The organism is Vannielia sp. SX4 (genome assembly GCF_052828525.1).
Map to the genome: position 1 here is coordinate 2,184,109 of NZ_CM128247.1, position 16,223 is coordinate 2,200,331.

19 protein-coding genes are annotated in these 16,223 nt (G+C 62.0%); all 19 read left to right on the plus strand.

Annotated features, from left to right (window positions below):
- The 19 genes from ACUXVX_RS10725 (at position 1) to nuoN (ending at position 16,208) form a co-directional block, all read left to right on the plus strand.
- On the plus strand, positions 1-210 hold the full coding sequence (locus ACUXVX_RS10725) for a hypothetical protein (RefSeq protein ID WP_222469557.1): 210 nt from the start codon (positions 1-3) through the stop codon (positions 208-210).
- Positions 211-213: 3 nt separating this feature from the next.
- Positions 214-1,557, plus strand: coding sequence for an NADH-quinone oxidoreductase subunit E (locus ACUXVX_RS10730; protein ID WP_446308301.1), 1,344 nt, complete (start codon positions 214-216; stop codon positions 1,555-1,557).
- A 22-nt stretch (positions 1,558-1,579) separates the two neighbouring features.
- Complete coding sequence (locus ACUXVX_RS10735) at positions 1,580-1,792, plus strand: DUF5337 family protein (RefSeq protein WP_446308302.1); 213 nt, start codon at positions 1,580-1,582, stop codon at positions 1,790-1,792.
- Positions 1,793-1,916: 124 nt separating this feature from the next.
- The gene (nuoF, locus tag ACUXVX_RS10740; protein WP_446308303.1) at positions 1,917-3,203 is read left to right on the plus strand and encodes an NADH-quinone oxidoreductase subunit NuoF; all 1,287 of its coding nucleotides are present in this window, start codon (positions 1,917-1,919) and stop codon (positions 3,201-3,203) included.
- Positions 3,200-3,493 carry a hypothetical protein gene (locus ACUXVX_RS10745; protein ID WP_446308304.1) on the plus strand — a complete coding sequence of 98 codons (294 nt, stop codon included), beginning with the start codon at positions 3,200-3,202 and terminating at the stop codon, positions 3,491-3,493. The genes nuoF and ACUXVX_RS10745 overlap by 4 nt, the downstream gene beginning before the upstream one ends.
- 46 nt (positions 3,494-3,539) lie before the next feature.
- A complete protein-coding gene (locus ACUXVX_RS10750) occupies positions 3,540-4,274 on the plus strand; it encodes a class I SAM-dependent methyltransferase (RefSeq protein ID WP_446308305.1) in 735 nt (244 codons plus the stop codon).
- A gap of 212 nt (positions 4,275-4,486) precedes the next feature.
- Entirely contained in the window at positions 4,487-4,861 is a 375-nt protein-coding gene (locus ACUXVX_RS10755; protein WP_446308306.1) for a DUF5333 domain-containing protein, read from the plus strand.
- Between the two features lie 185 nt (positions 4,862-5,046).
- On the plus strand, positions 5,047-7,074 hold the full coding sequence (gene nuoG / locus ACUXVX_RS10760) for an NADH-quinone oxidoreductase subunit NuoG (RefSeq protein ID WP_446308307.1): 2,028 nt from the start codon (positions 5,047-5,049) through the stop codon (positions 7,072-7,074).
- A gap of 5 nt (positions 7,075-7,079) precedes the next feature.
- Entirely contained in the window at positions 7,080-7,529 is a 450-nt protein-coding gene (locus ACUXVX_RS10765) for a hypothetical protein (RefSeq protein WP_446308308.1), read from the plus strand.
- A gap of 14 nt (positions 7,530-7,543) precedes the next feature.
- Positions 7,544-8,584 (plus strand): NADH-quinone oxidoreductase subunit NuoH, encoded by a 1,041-nt coding sequence (gene nuoH / locus ACUXVX_RS10770; RefSeq protein ID WP_222492578.1) that lies wholly within the window; start codon positions 7,544-7,546, stop codon positions 8,582-8,584.
- 3 nt (positions 8,585-8,587) lie between these two features.
- Positions 8,588-9,037 (plus strand): hypothetical protein, encoded by a 450-nt coding sequence (locus ACUXVX_RS10775; RefSeq protein ID WP_446308309.1) that lies wholly within the window; start codon positions 8,588-8,590, stop codon positions 9,035-9,037.
- 10 nt (positions 9,038-9,047) lie between these two features.
- Entirely contained in the window at positions 9,048-9,542 is a 495-nt protein-coding gene (nuoI, locus tag ACUXVX_RS10780; protein WP_222469546.1) for an NADH-quinone oxidoreductase subunit NuoI, read from the plus strand.
- Entirely contained in the window at positions 9,539-9,949 is a 411-nt protein-coding gene (locus ACUXVX_RS10785) for a carboxymuconolactone decarboxylase family protein (RefSeq protein ID WP_222469545.1), read from the plus strand. Before nuoI ends, ACUXVX_RS10785 begins: the two co-directional genes overlap by 4 nt.
- Entirely contained in the window at positions 9,946-10,560 is a 615-nt protein-coding gene (locus tag ACUXVX_RS10790) for an NADH-quinone oxidoreductase subunit J (protein ID WP_446308310.1), read from the plus strand. Before ACUXVX_RS10785 ends, ACUXVX_RS10790 begins: the two co-directional genes overlap by 4 nt.
- Positions 10,561-10,713, plus strand: coding sequence for a hypothetical protein (locus ACUXVX_RS10795; protein WP_222492584.1), 153 nt, complete (start codon positions 10,561-10,563; stop codon positions 10,711-10,713).
- 22 nt (positions 10,714-10,735) lie between these two features.
- The gene (gene nuoK / locus ACUXVX_RS10800) at positions 10,736-11,041 is read left to right on the plus strand and encodes an NADH-quinone oxidoreductase subunit NuoK (RefSeq protein ID WP_074255352.1); all 306 of its coding nucleotides are present in this window, start codon (positions 10,736-10,738) and stop codon (positions 11,039-11,041) included.
- A 6-nt stretch (positions 11,042-11,047) separates the two neighbouring features.
- A complete protein-coding gene (gene nuoL / locus ACUXVX_RS10805; protein ID WP_446308311.1) occupies positions 11,048-13,216 on the plus strand; it encodes an NADH-quinone oxidoreductase subunit L in 2,169 nt (722 codons plus the stop codon).
- On the plus strand, positions 13,216-14,766 hold the full coding sequence (locus tag ACUXVX_RS10810; RefSeq protein ID WP_446308312.1) for an NADH-quinone oxidoreductase subunit M: 1,551 nt from the start codon (positions 13,216-13,218) through the stop codon (positions 14,764-14,766). The genes nuoL and ACUXVX_RS10810 overlap by 1 nt, the downstream gene beginning before the upstream one ends.
- Complete coding sequence (gene nuoN, locus ACUXVX_RS10815) at positions 14,766-16,208, plus strand: NADH-quinone oxidoreductase subunit NuoN (RefSeq protein ID WP_446308313.1); 1,443 nt, start codon at positions 14,766-14,768, stop codon at positions 16,206-16,208. The genes ACUXVX_RS10810 and nuoN overlap by 1 nt, the downstream gene beginning before the upstream one ends.
- Positions 16,209-16,223: the final 15 nt, after the last annotated feature.

The window sequence follows — 16,223 nt, forward strand, 5'->3', positions numbered from 1 at the left end:
ATGACGCCTGTGCTCGTCTCCCTCCTGATGCTGATCGCATCGCTGTCAGTCACGATCTTCGTGGCACGGCGGGTTCCGAGTGCGTTGATGGCCTATCCGGTGGCCATCGTGGCGGGCGGGGCGACCTTTATCGCGCTCTTCCTGCTCTTCACCTTCACGCTCTCCTTCGCGCTGCTGAACGAGATGCCGACCTTTCCGACCACGGAGTAAGCCATGCTTCGCCGCCTCTATCATGACCAGCCCGAGAGCTTTGCCTTCACCCCCGCCAACAAGGCTTGGGCCGAAGGGCAGATCACCAAGTATCCCGAGGGCCGTCAGGCGAGCGCCGTGATCCCACTGTTGTGGCGAGCGCAGGAGCAGGAGGGGTGGCTCACACGCCCGGCGATCGAGCATGTGGCCGATATGCTGGGCATGGCTGACATCCGGGTGCTTGAGGTGGCCAGCTTCTACTTCATGTTCCAGCTGCAACCCGTTGGTTCTGTTGCGCACATTCAGGTTTGCGGCACCACCAGCTGCATGATCTGCGGCGCCGAAGACCTGATCGGTGTGTGCCGCGAAAAGATCGCGGCGAACCCGCATGAGATTTCGGAAGATGGCAAGTTGAGCTGGGAGGAGGTCGAGTGCCTCGGCTCCTGCGCCAATGCGCCGATGGCTCAGATCGGCAAGGACTACTACGAGGATCTGACCGCCGAACGCTTTGGCGAGATGATCGACGAGTTCCGTGCCGGCAAGGTGCCGGTGCCCGGCCCGCAAAACGGTCGTTATGGGGCTGAACCTTTGAGCGGTCTGACCTCACTGACCGAGCACGAAAGCGGCAAGACCAAGTACAATGCGAGCGTCCAACTGGCGACTGATATCGGCGACACGGTCAAACGGATCGACGGCAGCGAGGTGCCGCTGCTAACGCCGTGGTCGGGCAAAAACGCCACACCGACCTCCAAGGCCCGCGCAGAAGCCGCCGGGCTGGCGGGCAAGCCTGAAAAGCCGGAAGCGCCGAAATCTGCTGTTCAACAGGCGGCTGAGGCCAAGAAAAAGCCTGCCGCCAAGGCCAAGCAGGCCGAAGCGGACCATGAGAAGGTCGATGGCGCAGGTGATGCCGAGCGCGAGGAGGATGCCGGAAAGGACGCCAAGGACGCCAAAGGTCAGGCGACGGCTCCCAGTGGCGACTCCGGGGCGGACAAAAGTTCCAAGGATGGTGGCAAGGCCAGCGAAGCGAAGGCCGAAAAGCCCGGCCCGAAGGCGGGCGCAAAGGACGCAGAGCCCGCGGCAGGCAGCAAGCCGGAGACGCTGACAGAGGCCCGAGGCGGCAAGGCCGATGACCTGAAGGCCATCAAGGGCGTCGGGCCGAAGCTCGAAAAACTCCTCCATTCCATGGGCTTCTATCATTACGATCAGATCGCCAAGTGGACAGATGAAGAGCTGGAGTGGGTCGATCAGAACCTCGAGGGCTTCAAGGGCCGTGCCCGACGTGACCAATGGGTCGGCCAGGCGCAGACGCTGGCCGAGGGCGGTGACACGGAGTTCTCAAATCGCGTGAAGAAGGGCGATGTCTACTGAGGCCGCCTGCGGAGCCGCGCCCATGACGCCTGAAGAGGAAAAGGCATTTGCCCGTGCCGGTCGCCGGATTGCACTGTTGATCGCGGCGGCGGGTGTTTTGGCGGTGTTAGCGCCATGGCTTGTGGTCAAGCTGGGGCTTGAGGCACGCTATGAGCTCTTCTTTTATCTCGTGGCCATGGCGTGCTTTGTCTTCGCGATGGTAAATCTTGCCGCGATGTGGCGGCGGAGAAAGTAAAACAGGCCCCGAAGCCTCAGGTGCAGGGCCACGGAATGTAAATCTGCTGGTGTGAGAACACACTGGAATTGAGCCGGGGGGTCCGCTATCTCCCGAGTTGCGAAGCCGAATTTGGAGCCATCCCATGTTGCAGGACAGCGACCGCATCTTCACCAACATCTACGGGATGCATGACCGCACCCTGAAGGGGGCGCAGAAGCGGGGTCATTGGGATGGCACGGCGGGCCTGATCAAGAAGGGCCGCGACTGGATCATCGACGAGATGAAGGCGTCCGGCTTGCGCGGACGCGGCGGCGCGGGCTTTCCGACCGGCTTGAAATGGAGCTTCATGCCCAAGGAGAGCGACGGGCGCCCGGCCTACCTCGTGGTGAACGCCGATGAATCCGAGCCGGGCACCTGCAAGGACCGCGAGATCATGCGCCACGATCCGCACACACTGATCGAGGGCTGCCTGATCGCCAGTTTCGCGATGAACGCGAACACTTGCTACATCTATATCCGCGGCGAATACATCCGCGAGCGCGAGGCGCTTCAGGCGGCCATCGACGAGGCCTATGACGCCGGGCTGGTGGGCAAGAATGCTGCTGGCTCCGGCTGGGATTTCGACATTTTCCTGCACCACGGGGCAGGGGCCTACATCTGCGGCGAGGAGACCGCGCTGCTGGAGAGCCTTGAAGGCAAGAAGGGCATGCCCCGGATGAAGCCGCCGTTCCCGGCGGGCGCGGGCCTCTATGGCTGCCCGACCACTGTGAACAACGTCGAAAGCATCGCCGTCGTGCCGACGATCCTGCGCCGCGGCGGAGCTTGGTTTGCAGGGTTCGGCCGTCAGAACAACGCGGGTACGAAGCTGTTCGCCGTCTCGGGCCATGTGAACAACCCCTGCGTGGTTGAGGAGGCGATGAGCATCAGCTTCGAGGAGCTGATCGAGAAGCATTGCGGCGGCATCCGCGGCGGCTGGGACAACCTTCTGGCCGTCATCCCTGGTGGCTCCTCCGTTCCCTGCGTGCGCGGCGAGAAGATGAAGGACGCCATCATGGATTTCGATTACCTGCGCGGCGAGCTGGGCTCCGGCCTCGGCACCGCGGCGGTGATCGTGATGGACAAAAGCACGGATATCATCAAAGCGATCTGGCGGCTCTCGAAGTTCTACAAGCACGAGAGCTGCGGCCAGTGCACGCCGTGCCGCGAAGGCACCGGCTGGATGATGCGGGTGATGGACCGTCTGGTGAGGGGCGAGGCGAGCGTGGAAGAGATCGACATGCTCTTCGACGTGACCAAGCAGGTCGAGGGCCATACGATCTGTGCCCTTGGCGACGCGGCGGCTTGGCCTATCCAGGGCCTGATCCGCAACTTCCGCGACGTGATCGAGGATCGTATCGCGGGCAAACGCGGCGCTATCGCAGCGGAATGACCGAAACCGCCATCATCGCCGGGCAAGTCATAGGGTACCTTTCGGGCCTGATCCTCGCCGGGGCCATCGGTCTCGTAGCTCTGAGGGCTGGGCTCGGTACGGGCGCGGCCCTCGGTATCAGCCTCGGGATGGTTCTCGTGGGCATGGTCATTCCCTACGCATTGCGGAGCGTCGGTTATTCGTTCGGGTTGCCGCCGGAATTGCTTTTTTTGGCCTACCCTGTCTGCGGGTTGATCTCTTCTGGCCTTGCACTTGTGGTTGCCCTGATGCCGTGGCCGCGCCCGCAGTGATCATTGATCGGGGCCAGTATCCGGCCCTTGGTGAGTGGAGGTGTGTATGATCGGCAAGTTCCGTTTCAAGGGCGGGCCTGAAGAGGTCGCGACCGATATCCGCGAAACATACGGCTACGATGGGCCGATGCTGGACGCCTATGTCGGCAACGATGGACCGCGGGTGCACAAGTGGCATCACTACCTCCCGCTCTATGATCGCTACTTCGGGCGTTTTCGCCAAAAACCGGTGAAGTTCCTTGAAATCGGGGTCTGGGAGGGCGGCAGCCTGCAAATGTGGCGTCGGTTCTTTGGGCCGGATGCGGTGATCTTCGGCATCGATATAGACCCAAAATGCGCCGCACTCGATGGCAAGGCCGCGCAGGTGCGGATTGGCTCGCAAGACGATCCGGCATTTCTGGCCAAAGTGGTGCGCGAGATGGGCGGGATCGACGTGGTGCTGGATGATGGCAGTCACAAGATGCGGCATATTCAGGCCTCTTTGGTCGAGCTGTTCCCGAAGCTCAGCATCGGCGGCACATACATGATCGAAGATTTGCACACGGCCTACTGGCCCAACTGGGGCGGGGGCGTGGGCGCGCCGCGCAATTTCTTCAATACCTTGCGGCCGATCATCGATGATATGCACCGCTGGTACCACGCCCAGAGGCTGAGCAGGCCCCGTCTGCGCGGTGAAATCTCTGGAATTCACGTTCACGATTCGATTGTGGTGTTCGACAAAGACCCGGTCCACCCGCCGCGCCAGTCGATGATCGGGGATCCGCCACGCCCCGCTGGCTAGAAGATCGTGCGTGGTCGGCGCTGGCGGGAAACGAAACAAATTCAACCGTTTGAGAGCGGATGTCATTGGATTTCAGGGGCCGCGTTATTGCATAGCAGGTGGCACGGCACCATGTGAAACCCCGAAACCGAGGTGCGGAGCGCACCCAGAACGGACGGAGTGGACGACCAATGACAAATGCAGGCAGGGCTCTGGCAGGGGCAGTTATCGCGGTGATCCTGGCGCTCGGATTCTCGGGCGCGGCATCGGCAAAATCGCTTGCCGACAGCAAAGCGGTGAACTCCGGGCTGATATCGGTGGGCATCGCGCTCGAGATTTCGGAGAAATGCCCTGACATCTCCGCGCGGACCATTCGCGGCTACAGCTTTCTGAACAGCCTCAAGAAGCAGGCCCGGTCCGAGGGCTTCTCTGATGCAGAGATCGACGCCTATGTTGACGACAAGGCTCAGAAGGCCCGTCTGATCAAGAAAGCGCGCGCCTACATGGCCTCCAAGGGCGCGAACGGCAGCACCGAAAGCTACTGCAAAGTGGGGCGTGCGGAGATCGCCGCAGGCACCCAGGCCGGTAACCTGATGCGGGCCCGGTAGGCGGCGCATACGCAACCGCGCAAATGCGCCGATAAGGCGCGGCGAGTGTTAAGGATTTTTCGGGAGCGTGAGGGTTGAAACTCACCCTCCCGCAAGCCTAAAAGAGCGCAGCACCACCCGGATGCGGCGCGGCGGGGCAGGGGCCCACAGCAGGCGCCCGTTCGGGGCAGCCAAGAGGGCCCCGCATGAGCGACCTGCGCAAGATCATCATCGACGATCAGGAGATTGAGGTAGAGGGCGCGATGACGCTCATTCAGGCTTGCGAGCAAGCCGGGATCGAGGTGCCGCGTTTCTGCTATCATGAGCGCCTGAGCATTGCTGGCAACTGCCGCATGTGCCTTGTGGAGGTTGTCGGAGGCCCACCCAAGCCCGCCGCTTCGTGCGCCATGCAGGTGAAAGACCTGCGGCCGGGGCCGGAGGGCCAGCCGCCGGTGGTGAAGACCAACTCTCCGATGGTGAAGAAGGCCCGCGAAGGGGTGATGGAGTTTTTGCTCATCAACCACCCGCTCGATTGCCCGATCTGCGATCAGGGGGGCGAGTGCGACCTGCAGGATCAGGCAATGGCTTACGGCGTGGACTTCAGCCGCTACCGTGAGCCCAAGCGCGCAGTGGACGATCTCGATCTCGGCCCGCTGGTCGAGACTCACATGACCCGCTGCATCAGTTGCACCCGCTGCGTGCGTTTCACCACCGAGGTCGCCGGGATTACTCAGATGGGCCAGACCGGCCGCGGTGAGGATGCCGAGATCACCTCCTACCTTGGTGAGACGCTCGACTCGGAGCTTCAGGGCAACATCATTGACCTCTGCCCGGTGGGCGCGCTGGTGAGCAAGCCCTATGCCTTCACCGCCCGCCCGTGGGAGCTGACCAAGACAGAAACAATCGACGTGATGGACGCGCTCGGCTCCAACATCCGCGTGGATGTGAAAGGTCGCGAAGTCATGCGCATCTTGCCCCGCAACCATGACGGGGTGAACGAGGAGTGGCTTTCTGACAAGTCCCGCTTTGTCTGGGATGGCCTGCGCCGTCAGCGGCTCGACAAGCCATATATCCGCAAAAACGGCAAGCTTCGGCCCGCAACATGGGGCGAGGCTTTGGCCAAGGTTGCCGAGGCGACCAAAGGCAAAAAGATCGCCGGCCTTGTCGGGGATCTGGCCCCGGTGGAGGCCTCCTATGCGCTGAAGCAGCTGGTCGAGAGCCGAGGTGGCAACGTCGAGTGCCGTACCGATGGTACCAAGCTGCCTGCGGGCAACCGTTCCGGCTATTCTGGCACGGCCCGCATCGAGGACATCGATGAGGCCAACGGCATCCTTCTGATCGGTTGCAACCCGCGCAGTGAAGCGCCGGTTTTGAACGCGCGCATTCGCCAGGCATGGCTGAAGGGTGCGCAGGTCGGCGTGATCGGCCCGATGGCTGATCTGACCTATGACACTCATAATTTCGGCACGGACCGTTCGGCACTGACCGAACACATCAAGCTGGCAAAGAGCGAGCCTGTGGGCGATGACGAGCGGGGCATCGTGATTGTGGGGCAGGGCGCGATCCGTGAGGCGGATGGCGCGGCTGTTCTGGCTGCGGCGATGGAGATTGCCACAGCGCGCAAGGCCAAGCTGATGATCCTCCACACCGCGGCCTCCCGCGTGGGAGCGATGGATGTGGGCGCGGTGACCGATGGCGGCATGGAAAAGGCCATCGAAGGGGCCGAGGTGATCTGGAACCTCGGTGCCGATGAGGTCGAGGTCGGCGACGGGCCCTTCGTGATCTATCAGGGCAGCCACGGTGACAGAGGTGCTCACCGTGCCGATGTGATCCTGCCTGCCGCTGCATGGACCGAGGAGAACGGCCTCTTCGTCAACACCGAGGGCCGCCCGCAACTGGCCTTCCGCGCGGGCTTCCCTCCGGGTGAAGCCAAGGAAAACTGGGCAATCCTCCGCGCCGCCTCGGCGCAGATGGAGGGCGACGCCCAGTCTTGGGACAGCCTCGCACAGCTCCGTCAGGCGCTGGTTGGTGAAGTGCCGCATCTTGCGGGGATCGACGAGGTGCCGGAGAACGACTGGCAACCCGAAGCCACCGGCAAGCTCGGGTCGGCCGACTTTGTGCCTGCGATCAAGGATCACTACCTCACCAACCCGATTGCACGTGCAAGCCAGGTGCTGGCGGAGCTTTCCGCCAACGCCAAGGCCCGGCGCGAAGCCCCGCTGGCGGCGGAGTAAGCCGGGTGCGCACGGCACTTCCCTTCGTCGCGGCGCTTCTCGTCGCCGGGTGCTCCGCCGGGGCGCCCGAGGGGCATGGCATTGCCTTCGACAACCCCGAAGGTGATGCGCTGCCAGAAGTGGTGAGCCGCCGCGCACTGCCCTTCGAGCCGAGTTACAAGGGTATCGATACGCGCCTTCTTGATGGCGATCTCGTCAGCTTTGTGGTGGAGATGGAAGGGGCTCGCGACGAGGTGGATGTAGAGGAATACGCGCTTTGCGCCGCCGCCCAATACACGCTGATCCGCGGCTATGGTTTCGTGCGGCATGTCCGGACCCGGGTCGCCGAAGAGGCTGGCCTTTGGCGGGCGGATGCTGTTTACACCATATCGCCAGCGCTCCCGAGCGGGCCGACCAATATCGACGCGGAAGTGACGGTAGAGGATTGCAAGGCTCGGGGCATACCCACGGTTTGAGGACGTAAGGCAGAATGGCAGAATTCTTCACCAACACCGGCTTCGGCATCTTCCTTCTGACCGTAGGGCAGATCCTGCTGCTGGTGATCCCGCTGATGGTGGCGCTCGCCTTCCTGATGTACGCCGACCGGAAGATCTGGGCGGCAGTTCAGATGCGGAAAGGCCCCAACATCGTGGGGGTCTTCGGCCTGCTGCAGTCCTTCGCAGACTTCGGCAAATACATCGTGAAAGAGATCGTGGTGCCCGCCGGGGCCGACAAGGCGGTGTTCTTCCTCGCGCCGATGGTCAGCTTGGTGATGGCGCTGATTGCCTGGGCCGTGATCCCGTTCAATGACGGCTGGGTGCTGGCCGATATCAACGTGGCCATTCTCTACGTCTTCGCCGTCTCCTCGCTCGAGGTTTATGGCGTGATCATGGGCGGCTGGGCCTCGAACTCGAAGTATCCCTTCCTCGGCTCGCTCCGCTCTGCCGCGCAGATGATCTCCTACGAGGTCTCCATCGGCCTCATCATCATCGGCGTGATCATTTCCACCGGCTCGATGAACTTCGGCGCTATCGTGGCGGCGCAAGATACCGGCTGGGGTGCGCTCGGCTGGTATTGGCTGCCGCACTTCCCGATGGTGTTCCTGTTCTTCATCTCGGCTCTGGCCGAAACCAACCGTCCGCCCTTCGACCTGCCCGAGGCGGAATCGGAGCTGGTGGCGGGCTACCAGGTTGAATATTCCTCCACCCCCTTCCTGCTTTTCATGATCGGCGAGCTGGTGGCGGTGGTGTTGATGTGCGCTCTTGTCACGCTCCTCTTTTTCGGCGGCTGGCTCTCGCCCATTCCCGGGCTGCCCGACGGCATCCTGTGGATGGTGCTGAAGATGTGCTTCTTCTTCTTCATCTTCTCGATGATCAAGGCAATCACGCCGCGCTACCGTTATGACCAGCTTATGCGGATTGGCTGGAAGGTGTTTCTGCCATTCTCGCTGGCTTGGGTGGTGGTCATCGCCTTCCTCGCCAAGTTCGAAGTTTTCGGTGCCTTCTGGGCGCGGTTTGCGATGGGAGGATAAATCATGAGCGAAGGTGAACAGACCCCTGCCGATGTGATCGCCACATGGATGGAAGAAGCTCCGCATCAGACGATCTACAAGGAAGCGGGCGACTTTCGGACCGTGATGCTTGGCAGCTTCGGCGAGAGCAAACCCAAGTGGGATCAGATCACGCCCGAAAGTACTGGCATGGTGGTCAACAACTGGCTCGCGCAGGAGAGGCTGGGGTACGACCTGCCGGCACTCGAAGGCGAGCAGCTGGCCAAGACCGGGCAGGTGGTGAACGAGTGGTTCAGCCATCTTGCCCAAAAGGTCAAAACGCCGGCGCTGGTGAGCGTCGATGAATTCACCGGCGTCCTGCATGCCCTTCATTGCTCGCTGCGCGGGGTCGACCCGTTCGCCGAGATGAAGGACCAGGAAGAGAAGATGAAGAACGCGCCAAAGATGCGCAGCGATTTCAACCTGCGGGGATGACGAGACCCATATGACCCAGATCGACTGGAACCGCGCGACCAAGTATTTCCTGCTGTCCGATTGGATTGCAGGCTTCAAGCTTGGGCTGAAATACTTCTTCGCTCCAAAGGCCACGCTGAACTACCCGCATGAGAAGGGTCCGCTCAGCCCGCGCTTCCGCGGCGAGCACGCGCTCCGGCGTTACCCGAATGGTGAAGAACGCTGCATCGCCTGCAAACTCTGCGAGGCGATCTGCCCGGCCCAAGCGATCACGATTGATGCCGAACCGCGTGAAGACGGCTCCCGCCGGACAACACGCTACGACATCGATATGACTAAGTGCATCTACTGCGGTTTCTGCCAAGAAGCCTGCCCGGTGGATGCCATCGTCGAAGGCCCCAACTTCGAGTTCGCCACCGAGACCCGCGAAGAGCTTTTCTACGACAAGGAAAAGCTGCTGGCGAACGGCGAGCGCTGGGAAGCCGAGATCGCCCGCAACCTCGAGCTGGATGCGCCCTACAGATGACCGCTGATTTCACCAAACTCTTCCAGCAGCTCATGGAGCAGGGGCAGGAGATGGCCAAGTCCATCAACCCTGATCTCGCCTCCTTTAAGATGCCCGGGATGGGGGATTTCATGCCCACCATGCCCAAGGACATGATGGAGATGTGGATGGGCAAGACGTTCAACCCCGAGGGGCTGGACGCGCGGACCCGTCTGCTGGTGACGCTCGCCGCTCTTACGGTGCTGGGTGCGCAGGCCGAAGACCAGATCACTCTCACGGTGCGCCATGCGCTGGAGGCCGGGGCGACCCCGCAGGAGGTGGCCGAGGTCATCGCCATGATGAGCATGTTCGGCGGCGTTCCGGCCATGACCAAAGCGATGGAGCTGGCGCAGGCCGAAATTCAGAAATCCAAGGGAGAGGGCGCATGACGGTTGCCGACTTCGCCTTTTACGTGGCCGCGTTCATCGTGGTGGTGGCGGGTTTCTTCGTGGTGGTCAGCCGCAACCCTGTGCATTCGGTGCTCTGGCTGATCCTTTCCTTCCTCTCAGCTGCCGGGCTCTTAGTTCTGCTCGGCGCCGAGTTCGTGGCGATGCTTCTGGTCATCGTCTACGTGGGCGCCGTAGCGGTGCTCTTCCTCTTCGTCGTGATGATGCTCGATGTCGACTTCGCCGAGTTGCGGGGCGAGATGGCCAAGTACGTGCCGCTGGCCGCCGTAATCGGCGTGGTGCTGCTGATGGAGTTGGGCATGATCTACGGGGCTTGGAGCGCAGCCGATGGTGTGGCCGTGGCAGGCAGCCTCGGCGAGATCACCCCCACCAATAACCCGAACACTGGCCTGCTGGGCATGGTCATCTATGATCAATACTTTCTGCTCTTTCAGGTCGCTGGCCTGATCCTGCTGGTCGCGATGATCGGAGCCATCGTATTGACCCTGCGCCACCGGACCGACGTCAAGCGGCAGGACGTGCTCGCGCAGATGTACCGCGATCCGGCAAAGGCGATGGAAGTTGTCGATGTGAAGCCGGGGCAGGGTCTTTGAATGCTGGATCTTGCGCAGATGATCTTTGCCAGCATCGGGCTTGGCGGCCTGGCCGCGCTGTGGGTGCTGAAAGCTGTTCTGGGTATCGGCGCATTGCGCCTCTGGCGGCGCTGGCGTAACCGGCGGGCCGTGCTGGCCACGCCGGAAGTCTGAAAGAGAAGAAACGAGGGACCAGATGGTCGGACTTGAACATTACCTGACGGTGGCCGCCGCGCTCTTCGTCATCGGGATTTTCGGGATCTTCCTCAACCGGAAGAACGTGATCATCATTCTGATGTCGATCGAGCTGATGCTGCTGGCAGTCAACATCAACCTCGTCGCCTTCTCCGCCTTTTTGGGCGACCTCACGGGGCAGGTCTTCACCCTCTTTGTGCTGACGGTCGCCGCTGCGGAGGCCGCCATCGGCCTCGCCATCCTTGTCTGCTTCTTCCGCAACCGTGGCACGATCGCGGTGGAAGATGTCAACAACATGAAGGGGTAAGGGGCCATGGAAACCATCATCCTCTTCGCGCCACTTCTCGGTGCCATCATCTGCGGCTTCGGCTGGCGGATCGTGGGCGAGAAGGCGGGCATGGTCATTGCGACCGGGCTGCTGTTTCTCTCGGCGATCCTGAGCTGGATCGTCTTCTTCAGCTTCGATGGGCAGACCGAGCAGATCACCATCATGCGGTGGATCGAGAGTGGGAGTCTCAGCACCGATTGGGCGATCCGGCTCGACCGGCTGACCGCGATCATGCTGATTGTGGTCACCACCGTCTCCAGCCTCGTGCACCTCTATTCCTTCGGCTACATGGCGCATGACGAGCACTTCCGCGATGGCGAGAGCTACCGGCCACGCTTCTTTGCCTACCTGTCGTTCTTCACCTTTGCGATGCTCAGCCTCGTTACGGCCGACAACCTCGTGCAGATGTTCTTCGGCTGGGAAGGCGTGGGCGTGGCCTCCTACCTGCTGATCGGCTTTTATATCCGCAAGCCTTCCGCCGGTGCGGCGTCGATCAAGGCCTTCGTGGTCAACCGGGTCGGCGACTTCGGATTTGCGCTCGGCATCTTCGGCCTGTTCTTTTTGACCGACAGCATTGACTTCGATGTGATATTCGCCTCGGCGCCTGAGCTGGCCGAGACCAACATCACCTTCCTCTGGACCGAGTGGAACGCAGCCAACCTGCTGGGCTTCCTGCTCTTCGTCGGTGCGATGGGCAAATCGGCGCAGCTTTTCCTGCACACCTGGCTGCCGGACGCGATGGAAGGCCCGACCCCCGTTTCGGCCCTGATCCACGCGGCAACCATGGTGACGGCGGGGGTGTTCCTCGTGTGCCGCATGTCGCCGCTCTATGAATTTGCGCCCACTGCGGCCACCTTCATCGTCTACATCGGCGCCTTCACCGCCTTCTTCGCGGCGACTGTCGGCCTCGTGCAAAACGACATCAAGCGCGTGATCGCCTATTCGACGTGTTCGCAGCTCGGCTATATGTTCGTGGCCGCAGGCGTGGGCATGTATTCCGCCGCGATGTTCCACCTCTTCACCCACGCCTTTTTTAAGGCGATGCTCTTCCTCGGCGCGGGCTCCGTGATCCACGGGATGCACCACGAACAGGACATGCGGAACTATGGCGGCCTCAAGGACAAGCTGCCGATCACGTTCTGGGCGATGATGATCGGCACGCTGGCCATCACAGGCGTCGGCATCCCGCTTACTTACATCGGCTTTGCCGGGTTCCTCTCGAAGGATGCTATCATCGAAAGCGCCTTTGCGGCGGGCACGCCTGCGGGCCAGCTCGGCTTCTGGCTGCTTGTGATCGCCGCAGCCATGACCAGCTTCTACTCATGGCGGCTCATTTTCCTGACGTTCTTCGGCGAGCCGCGCGGTGACAAGCACACCCATGAGCACGCCCATGAGAGCCCGATGACCATGCTCATCCCGCTCGGCGTACTCGCGCTCGGCGCGGTGTTCGCGGGCATGATTTGGATGAGCAGCTTCTTTGGGCACACCGATCAGGTTGCCAAGTTCTACGGCATTCCGCTGGCCGGTGAGGCCCATGCGGAGGAAGGCCACGGCGAAGTGGCTGCGAACGGGGACCACGGCGAAGAGGCCGCGACCGAAGAGCACGGCACCGAGATGGCGACCAGCCCTGAGGACGTGGAAGTCGTTGTGACCGATCACGCCATAGACGGCGAGCACCATGCGGCCTTCGGTGGCAACCCTGGTGACGGCGCGCTCTACTTCGGGCCGGAAAACACCGTGCTGGACGACGCGCACAACGTGCCCAAGTGGGTCAAGCTCTCGCCCTTCCTGGCCATGCTCTTCGGTCTCGGCCTAGCTTGGGTTTTCTACATCCGCCGCCCAGAGACGCCCAAGCAACTGGCCGAGAACCAGCCCATTCTCTACCAGTTCCTGCTGAACAAATGGTACTTTGACGAGATCTATGACGTGGTCTTCGTCCGGCCCGCCAAGAGCCTCGGCAACTTCCTCTGGAAGAAAGGCGACACGGCGACCATTGACGGCGGAATCAACGGCTTGGCGATGGGAATCATCCCCTTCTTTACCCGGCTCGCGGGCCGGGCGCAGTCCGGCTACATCTTCGCCTATGCGGCGGCGATGGTGCTCGGAATCGTGGTGCTCGTCACTTGGATGTCTATCACTGGAGGGGCGAACTGATGGACAACCTGCTCTCTATCATCACCTTCATCCCCGCCATCGCGGCGGTGATCCTCGCGCTCTTCCTCCGCGGGGAGGATGCGGCAGCCCAGAAAAATGCCAAGTGGCTGGCCCTGATCGCCACCGGCGCGACATTCATCGTCTCGCTGTTCCTGATCGCGCAGTTCGACCCCTCCGATACTGGCTTCCAGTTCGTGGAAGAGCGGGATTGGCTGATGGGGCTGAAGTACAAGATGGGCGTGGACGGCATTTCGGTGCTCTTCGTCATGCTCACCACCTTCCTGATGCCGCTGACCATCTGGTCGGCCTGGAACGTGAAGGTGCGTGTGAAGGAATACATGATCGCCTTCCTGCTGCTGGAAACGCTCATGCTCGGCGTGTTCTGCGCGCTCGATCTGGTGCTCTTCTATCTGTTCTTCGAGGCGGGCCTCATTCCGATGTTCCTGATCATCGGCATCTGGGGCGGGGCCAACCGGATCTACGCAGCCTTCAAGTTCTTCCTCTACACCTTCCTCGGCTCGGTGCTCATGCTGGTGGCGATGATCGCCATGTATGTCGATGCCGGCACGACCGATATTGCCGCGCTGCTTCAGCACAATTTCTCGACTGGCACGATCAGCCTCTTCGGCTTCCAGATTCTCGGCGGATTGCAGACTCTGCTGTTCCTCGCCTTCTTCGCCAGCTTCGCGGTGAAGATGCCGATGTGGCCAGTGCATACTTGGCTGCCTGATGCTCACGTGCAGGCGCCCACGGCGGGTTCGGTGGTGCTGGCGGCGATCCTGCTGAAAATGGGCGGTTATGGCTTCCTGCGGTTCAGCCTGCCGATGTTCCCGGTCGGGTCCGAAATCTTGGCGCCGCTGGTCTTCTGGATGAGCGCCATCGCCATAGTCTACACCTCGCTGGTGGCTCTGGCGCAGGAAGACATGAAGAAGCTGATCGCCTATTCGTCGGTCGCGCACATGGGCTATGTGACCATGGGCATCTTTGCGGCCAACCAGCAGGGCATCGACGGCGCGATCTTCCAGATGATCAGCCACGGTTTCATCTCCGGCGCGCTCTTCCTCATCGTGGGCGTGATCTATGACCGGATGCATACCCGCGAGATCGACGCCTACGGCGGCCTCATCAACCGGATGCCAGCCTATGCGCTGATCTTCTGCTTCTTCACTATGGCCAACGTCGGACTGCCGGGCACCTCGGGTTTCATAGGCGAGTTCCTCGTGCTGATGGGCATCTTCCAGGTAAACACTTGGGTGGCTCTCTTTGCGACCTCCGGCGTGATCCTCAGCGCGGCCTACGCGCTCTGGCTCTACCGCCGGGTCGTGCTGGGCGATCTGATCAAGGAAAGCCTGAAGACCATCACCGACATGTCGCGCCGCGAGCGTGCGATCTTCGCGCCGCTGGTGGTGATGACCCTGCTGCTCGGCGTGTACCCGGCTCTGGTGACCGATATCATCGGGCCTTCGGTGGAGGCCCTCATCGGCAAGTATGAAACCGCCGTGGCAGACTTCAGCCCGGCGACCCAAGTGGCGGAAACGGGAGACCACTGATGATTTCGACCGACCTCGCCATTCTGCTGCCCGAGATCTTCCTCTCGCTCTTCGCGATGGTGGCGCTCATCGGTGCCGTTTACACCGAGAAGGATGAGCTTGCTGGCACCATCACATGGGCGGCCAGCGCGGTGATGATTGCTGTTGCCATCTGGGTGCTCATGTCGGGCGGCAATGACCGCACGGCCTTTGGCGGCCTCTTCATCGACGATGGCTTCTCGCGCTTTGCCAAGGTGGTGATCCTCATCTGCGCGGCCTGCGTGCTGATGATGGGGCAGGAGTTCATGGCCCGCCGCGGGCTGCTGAAGTTCGAATACCCGGTGCTCGTGGTGCTCGCCGTCGTTGGCATGATGCTGATGATATCGGCGGGCGATCTGATGGCGCTCTACATGGGGCTGGAGCTGCAATCTCTGGCGCTCTACGTGGTTGCGGCGATCCGGCGTGACGGGGTGAAGTCCACCGAAGCGGGCCTGAAGTACTTTGTGCTTGGCGCGCTTTCTTCGGGCCTCTTGCTCTACGGCGCCTCGCTGACCTATGGCTACGCAGGCACAACGCAGTTCGCCGGTATCATCGCGGCAGCGGGCGAGGGGGCCATGCCGATCGGGCTGCTGATCGGCCTCGTATTTATCATCTCGGGCCTCGCTTTCAAGATTTCCGCCGTGCCGTTCCACATGTGGACGCCGGATGTGTACGAAGGCGCGCCCACGCCGATCACCGCGTTCTTCGCGACCGCGCCCAAGGTGGCGGCAATGGGCCTCTTCGCCCGGGTGCTGCATGACGCTTTCGGCAATGCCACCGGCGATTGGGGGCAGATCCTCGCGCTGCTGGCCGTGCTCTCGATGTTCCTCGGGGCAATTGCCGCCGTGGGCCAGCGCGATATCAAGCGGCTGATGGCCTATTCCTCGATTGCCCACATGGGCTACGCGCTCGTCGGCCTCGCCTCTGGCACCGAGCAGGGCGTAACGGCGATGCTGATCTACATGGCGATTTACGTCACCATGAACATCGGCACCTTCGCCTTCATCCTCTCGATGGAACGCGATGGCCGGCACATCACCACGATCGACAGCCTGCGTCAGCTGGGCAGCCGCGAGCCGGTGAAGGCGCTGGCCCTGCTGGTGCTCATGTTCTCGCTCGCCGGCGTGCCGCCGCTTCTGGGCTTCTTCGGCAAGTTCGCCGTGCTGATGGCCGCCGTGGACGCAGACATGACCTGGCTCGCCGTGCTGGGCGCAATCGCTTCGGTGATCGGTGCCTTCTACTACCTGCGGATCGTCTACTTCATGTACTTCGGCGATGAGAGCGTTGAACCGGTAGAGGGGCACATGAGCCCGCTTTCTTTCGGCTTCCTCGTGGCATCGGCGGCGATCATGATCCTCGGCATCGTCAACCTCTTCGGGGTCGACGGCTACGCAGCGGCGGCGGCGGCCACCCTTGTCAACTGACGCAGGACGAGTCGT

Excerpts from the sequence above, each read along its gene's own strand:
- ACUXVX_RS10725 (WP_222469557.1), top strand. The coding sequence starts at position 1 with ATGACGCCTGTGCTCGTCTCCCTCCTGATGCTGATCGCATCGCTGTCA.
- ACUXVX_RS10730 (WP_446308301.1), top strand. The coding sequence starts at position 214 with ATGCTTCGCCGCCTCTATCATGACCAGCCCGAGAGCTTTGCCTTCACC.
- ACUXVX_RS10735 (WP_446308302.1), top strand. The coding sequence starts at position 1,580 with ATGACGCCTGAAGAGGAAAAGGCATTTGCCCGTGCCGGTCGCCGGATT.
- nuoF (WP_446308303.1), top strand. The coding sequence starts at position 1,917 with ATGTTGCAGGACAGCGACCGCATCTTCACCAACATCTACGGGATGCAT.
- ACUXVX_RS10745 (WP_446308304.1), top strand. The coding sequence starts at position 3,200 with ATGACCGAAACCGCCATCATCGCCGGGCAAGTCATAGGGTACCTTTCG.
- ACUXVX_RS10750 (WP_446308305.1), top strand. The coding sequence starts at position 3,540 with ATGATCGGCAAGTTCCGTTTCAAGGGCGGGCCTGAAGAGGTCGCGACC.
- nuoG (WP_446308307.1), top strand. The coding sequence starts at position 5,047 with ATGAGCGACCTGCGCAAGATCATCATCGACGATCAGGAGATTGAGGTA.
- nuoH (WP_222492578.1), top strand. The coding sequence starts at position 7,544 with ATGGCAGAATTCTTCACCAACACCGGCTTCGGCATCTTCCTTCTGACC.
- ACUXVX_RS10775 (WP_446308309.1), top strand. The coding sequence starts at position 8,588 with ATGAGCGAAGGTGAACAGACCCCTGCCGATGTGATCGCCACATGGATG.
- nuoI (WP_222469546.1), top strand. The coding sequence starts at position 9,048 with ATGACCCAGATCGACTGGAACCGCGCGACCAAGTATTTCCTGCTGTCC.
- ACUXVX_RS10785 (WP_222469545.1), top strand. The coding sequence starts at position 9,539 with ATGACCGCTGATTTCACCAAACTCTTCCAGCAGCTCATGGAGCAGGGG.
- ACUXVX_RS10790 (WP_446308310.1), top strand. The coding sequence starts at position 9,946 with ATGACGGTTGCCGACTTCGCCTTTTACGTGGCCGCGTTCATCGTGGTG.
- ACUXVX_RS10795 (WP_222492584.1), top strand. The coding sequence starts at position 10,561 with ATGCTGGATCTTGCGCAGATGATCTTTGCCAGCATCGGGCTTGGCGGC.
- nuoK (WP_074255352.1), top strand. The coding sequence starts at position 10,736 with ATGGTCGGACTTGAACATTACCTGACGGTGGCCGCCGCGCTCTTCGTC.
- nuoL (WP_446308311.1), top strand. The coding sequence starts at position 11,048 with ATGGAAACCATCATCCTCTTCGCGCCACTTCTCGGTGCCATCATCTGC.
- ACUXVX_RS10810 (WP_446308312.1), top strand. The coding sequence starts at position 13,216 with ATGGACAACCTGCTCTCTATCATCACCTTCATCCCCGCCATCGCGGCG.
- nuoN (WP_446308313.1), top strand. The coding sequence starts at position 14,766 with ATGATTTCGACCGACCTCGCCATTCTGCTGCCCGAGATCTTCCTCTCG.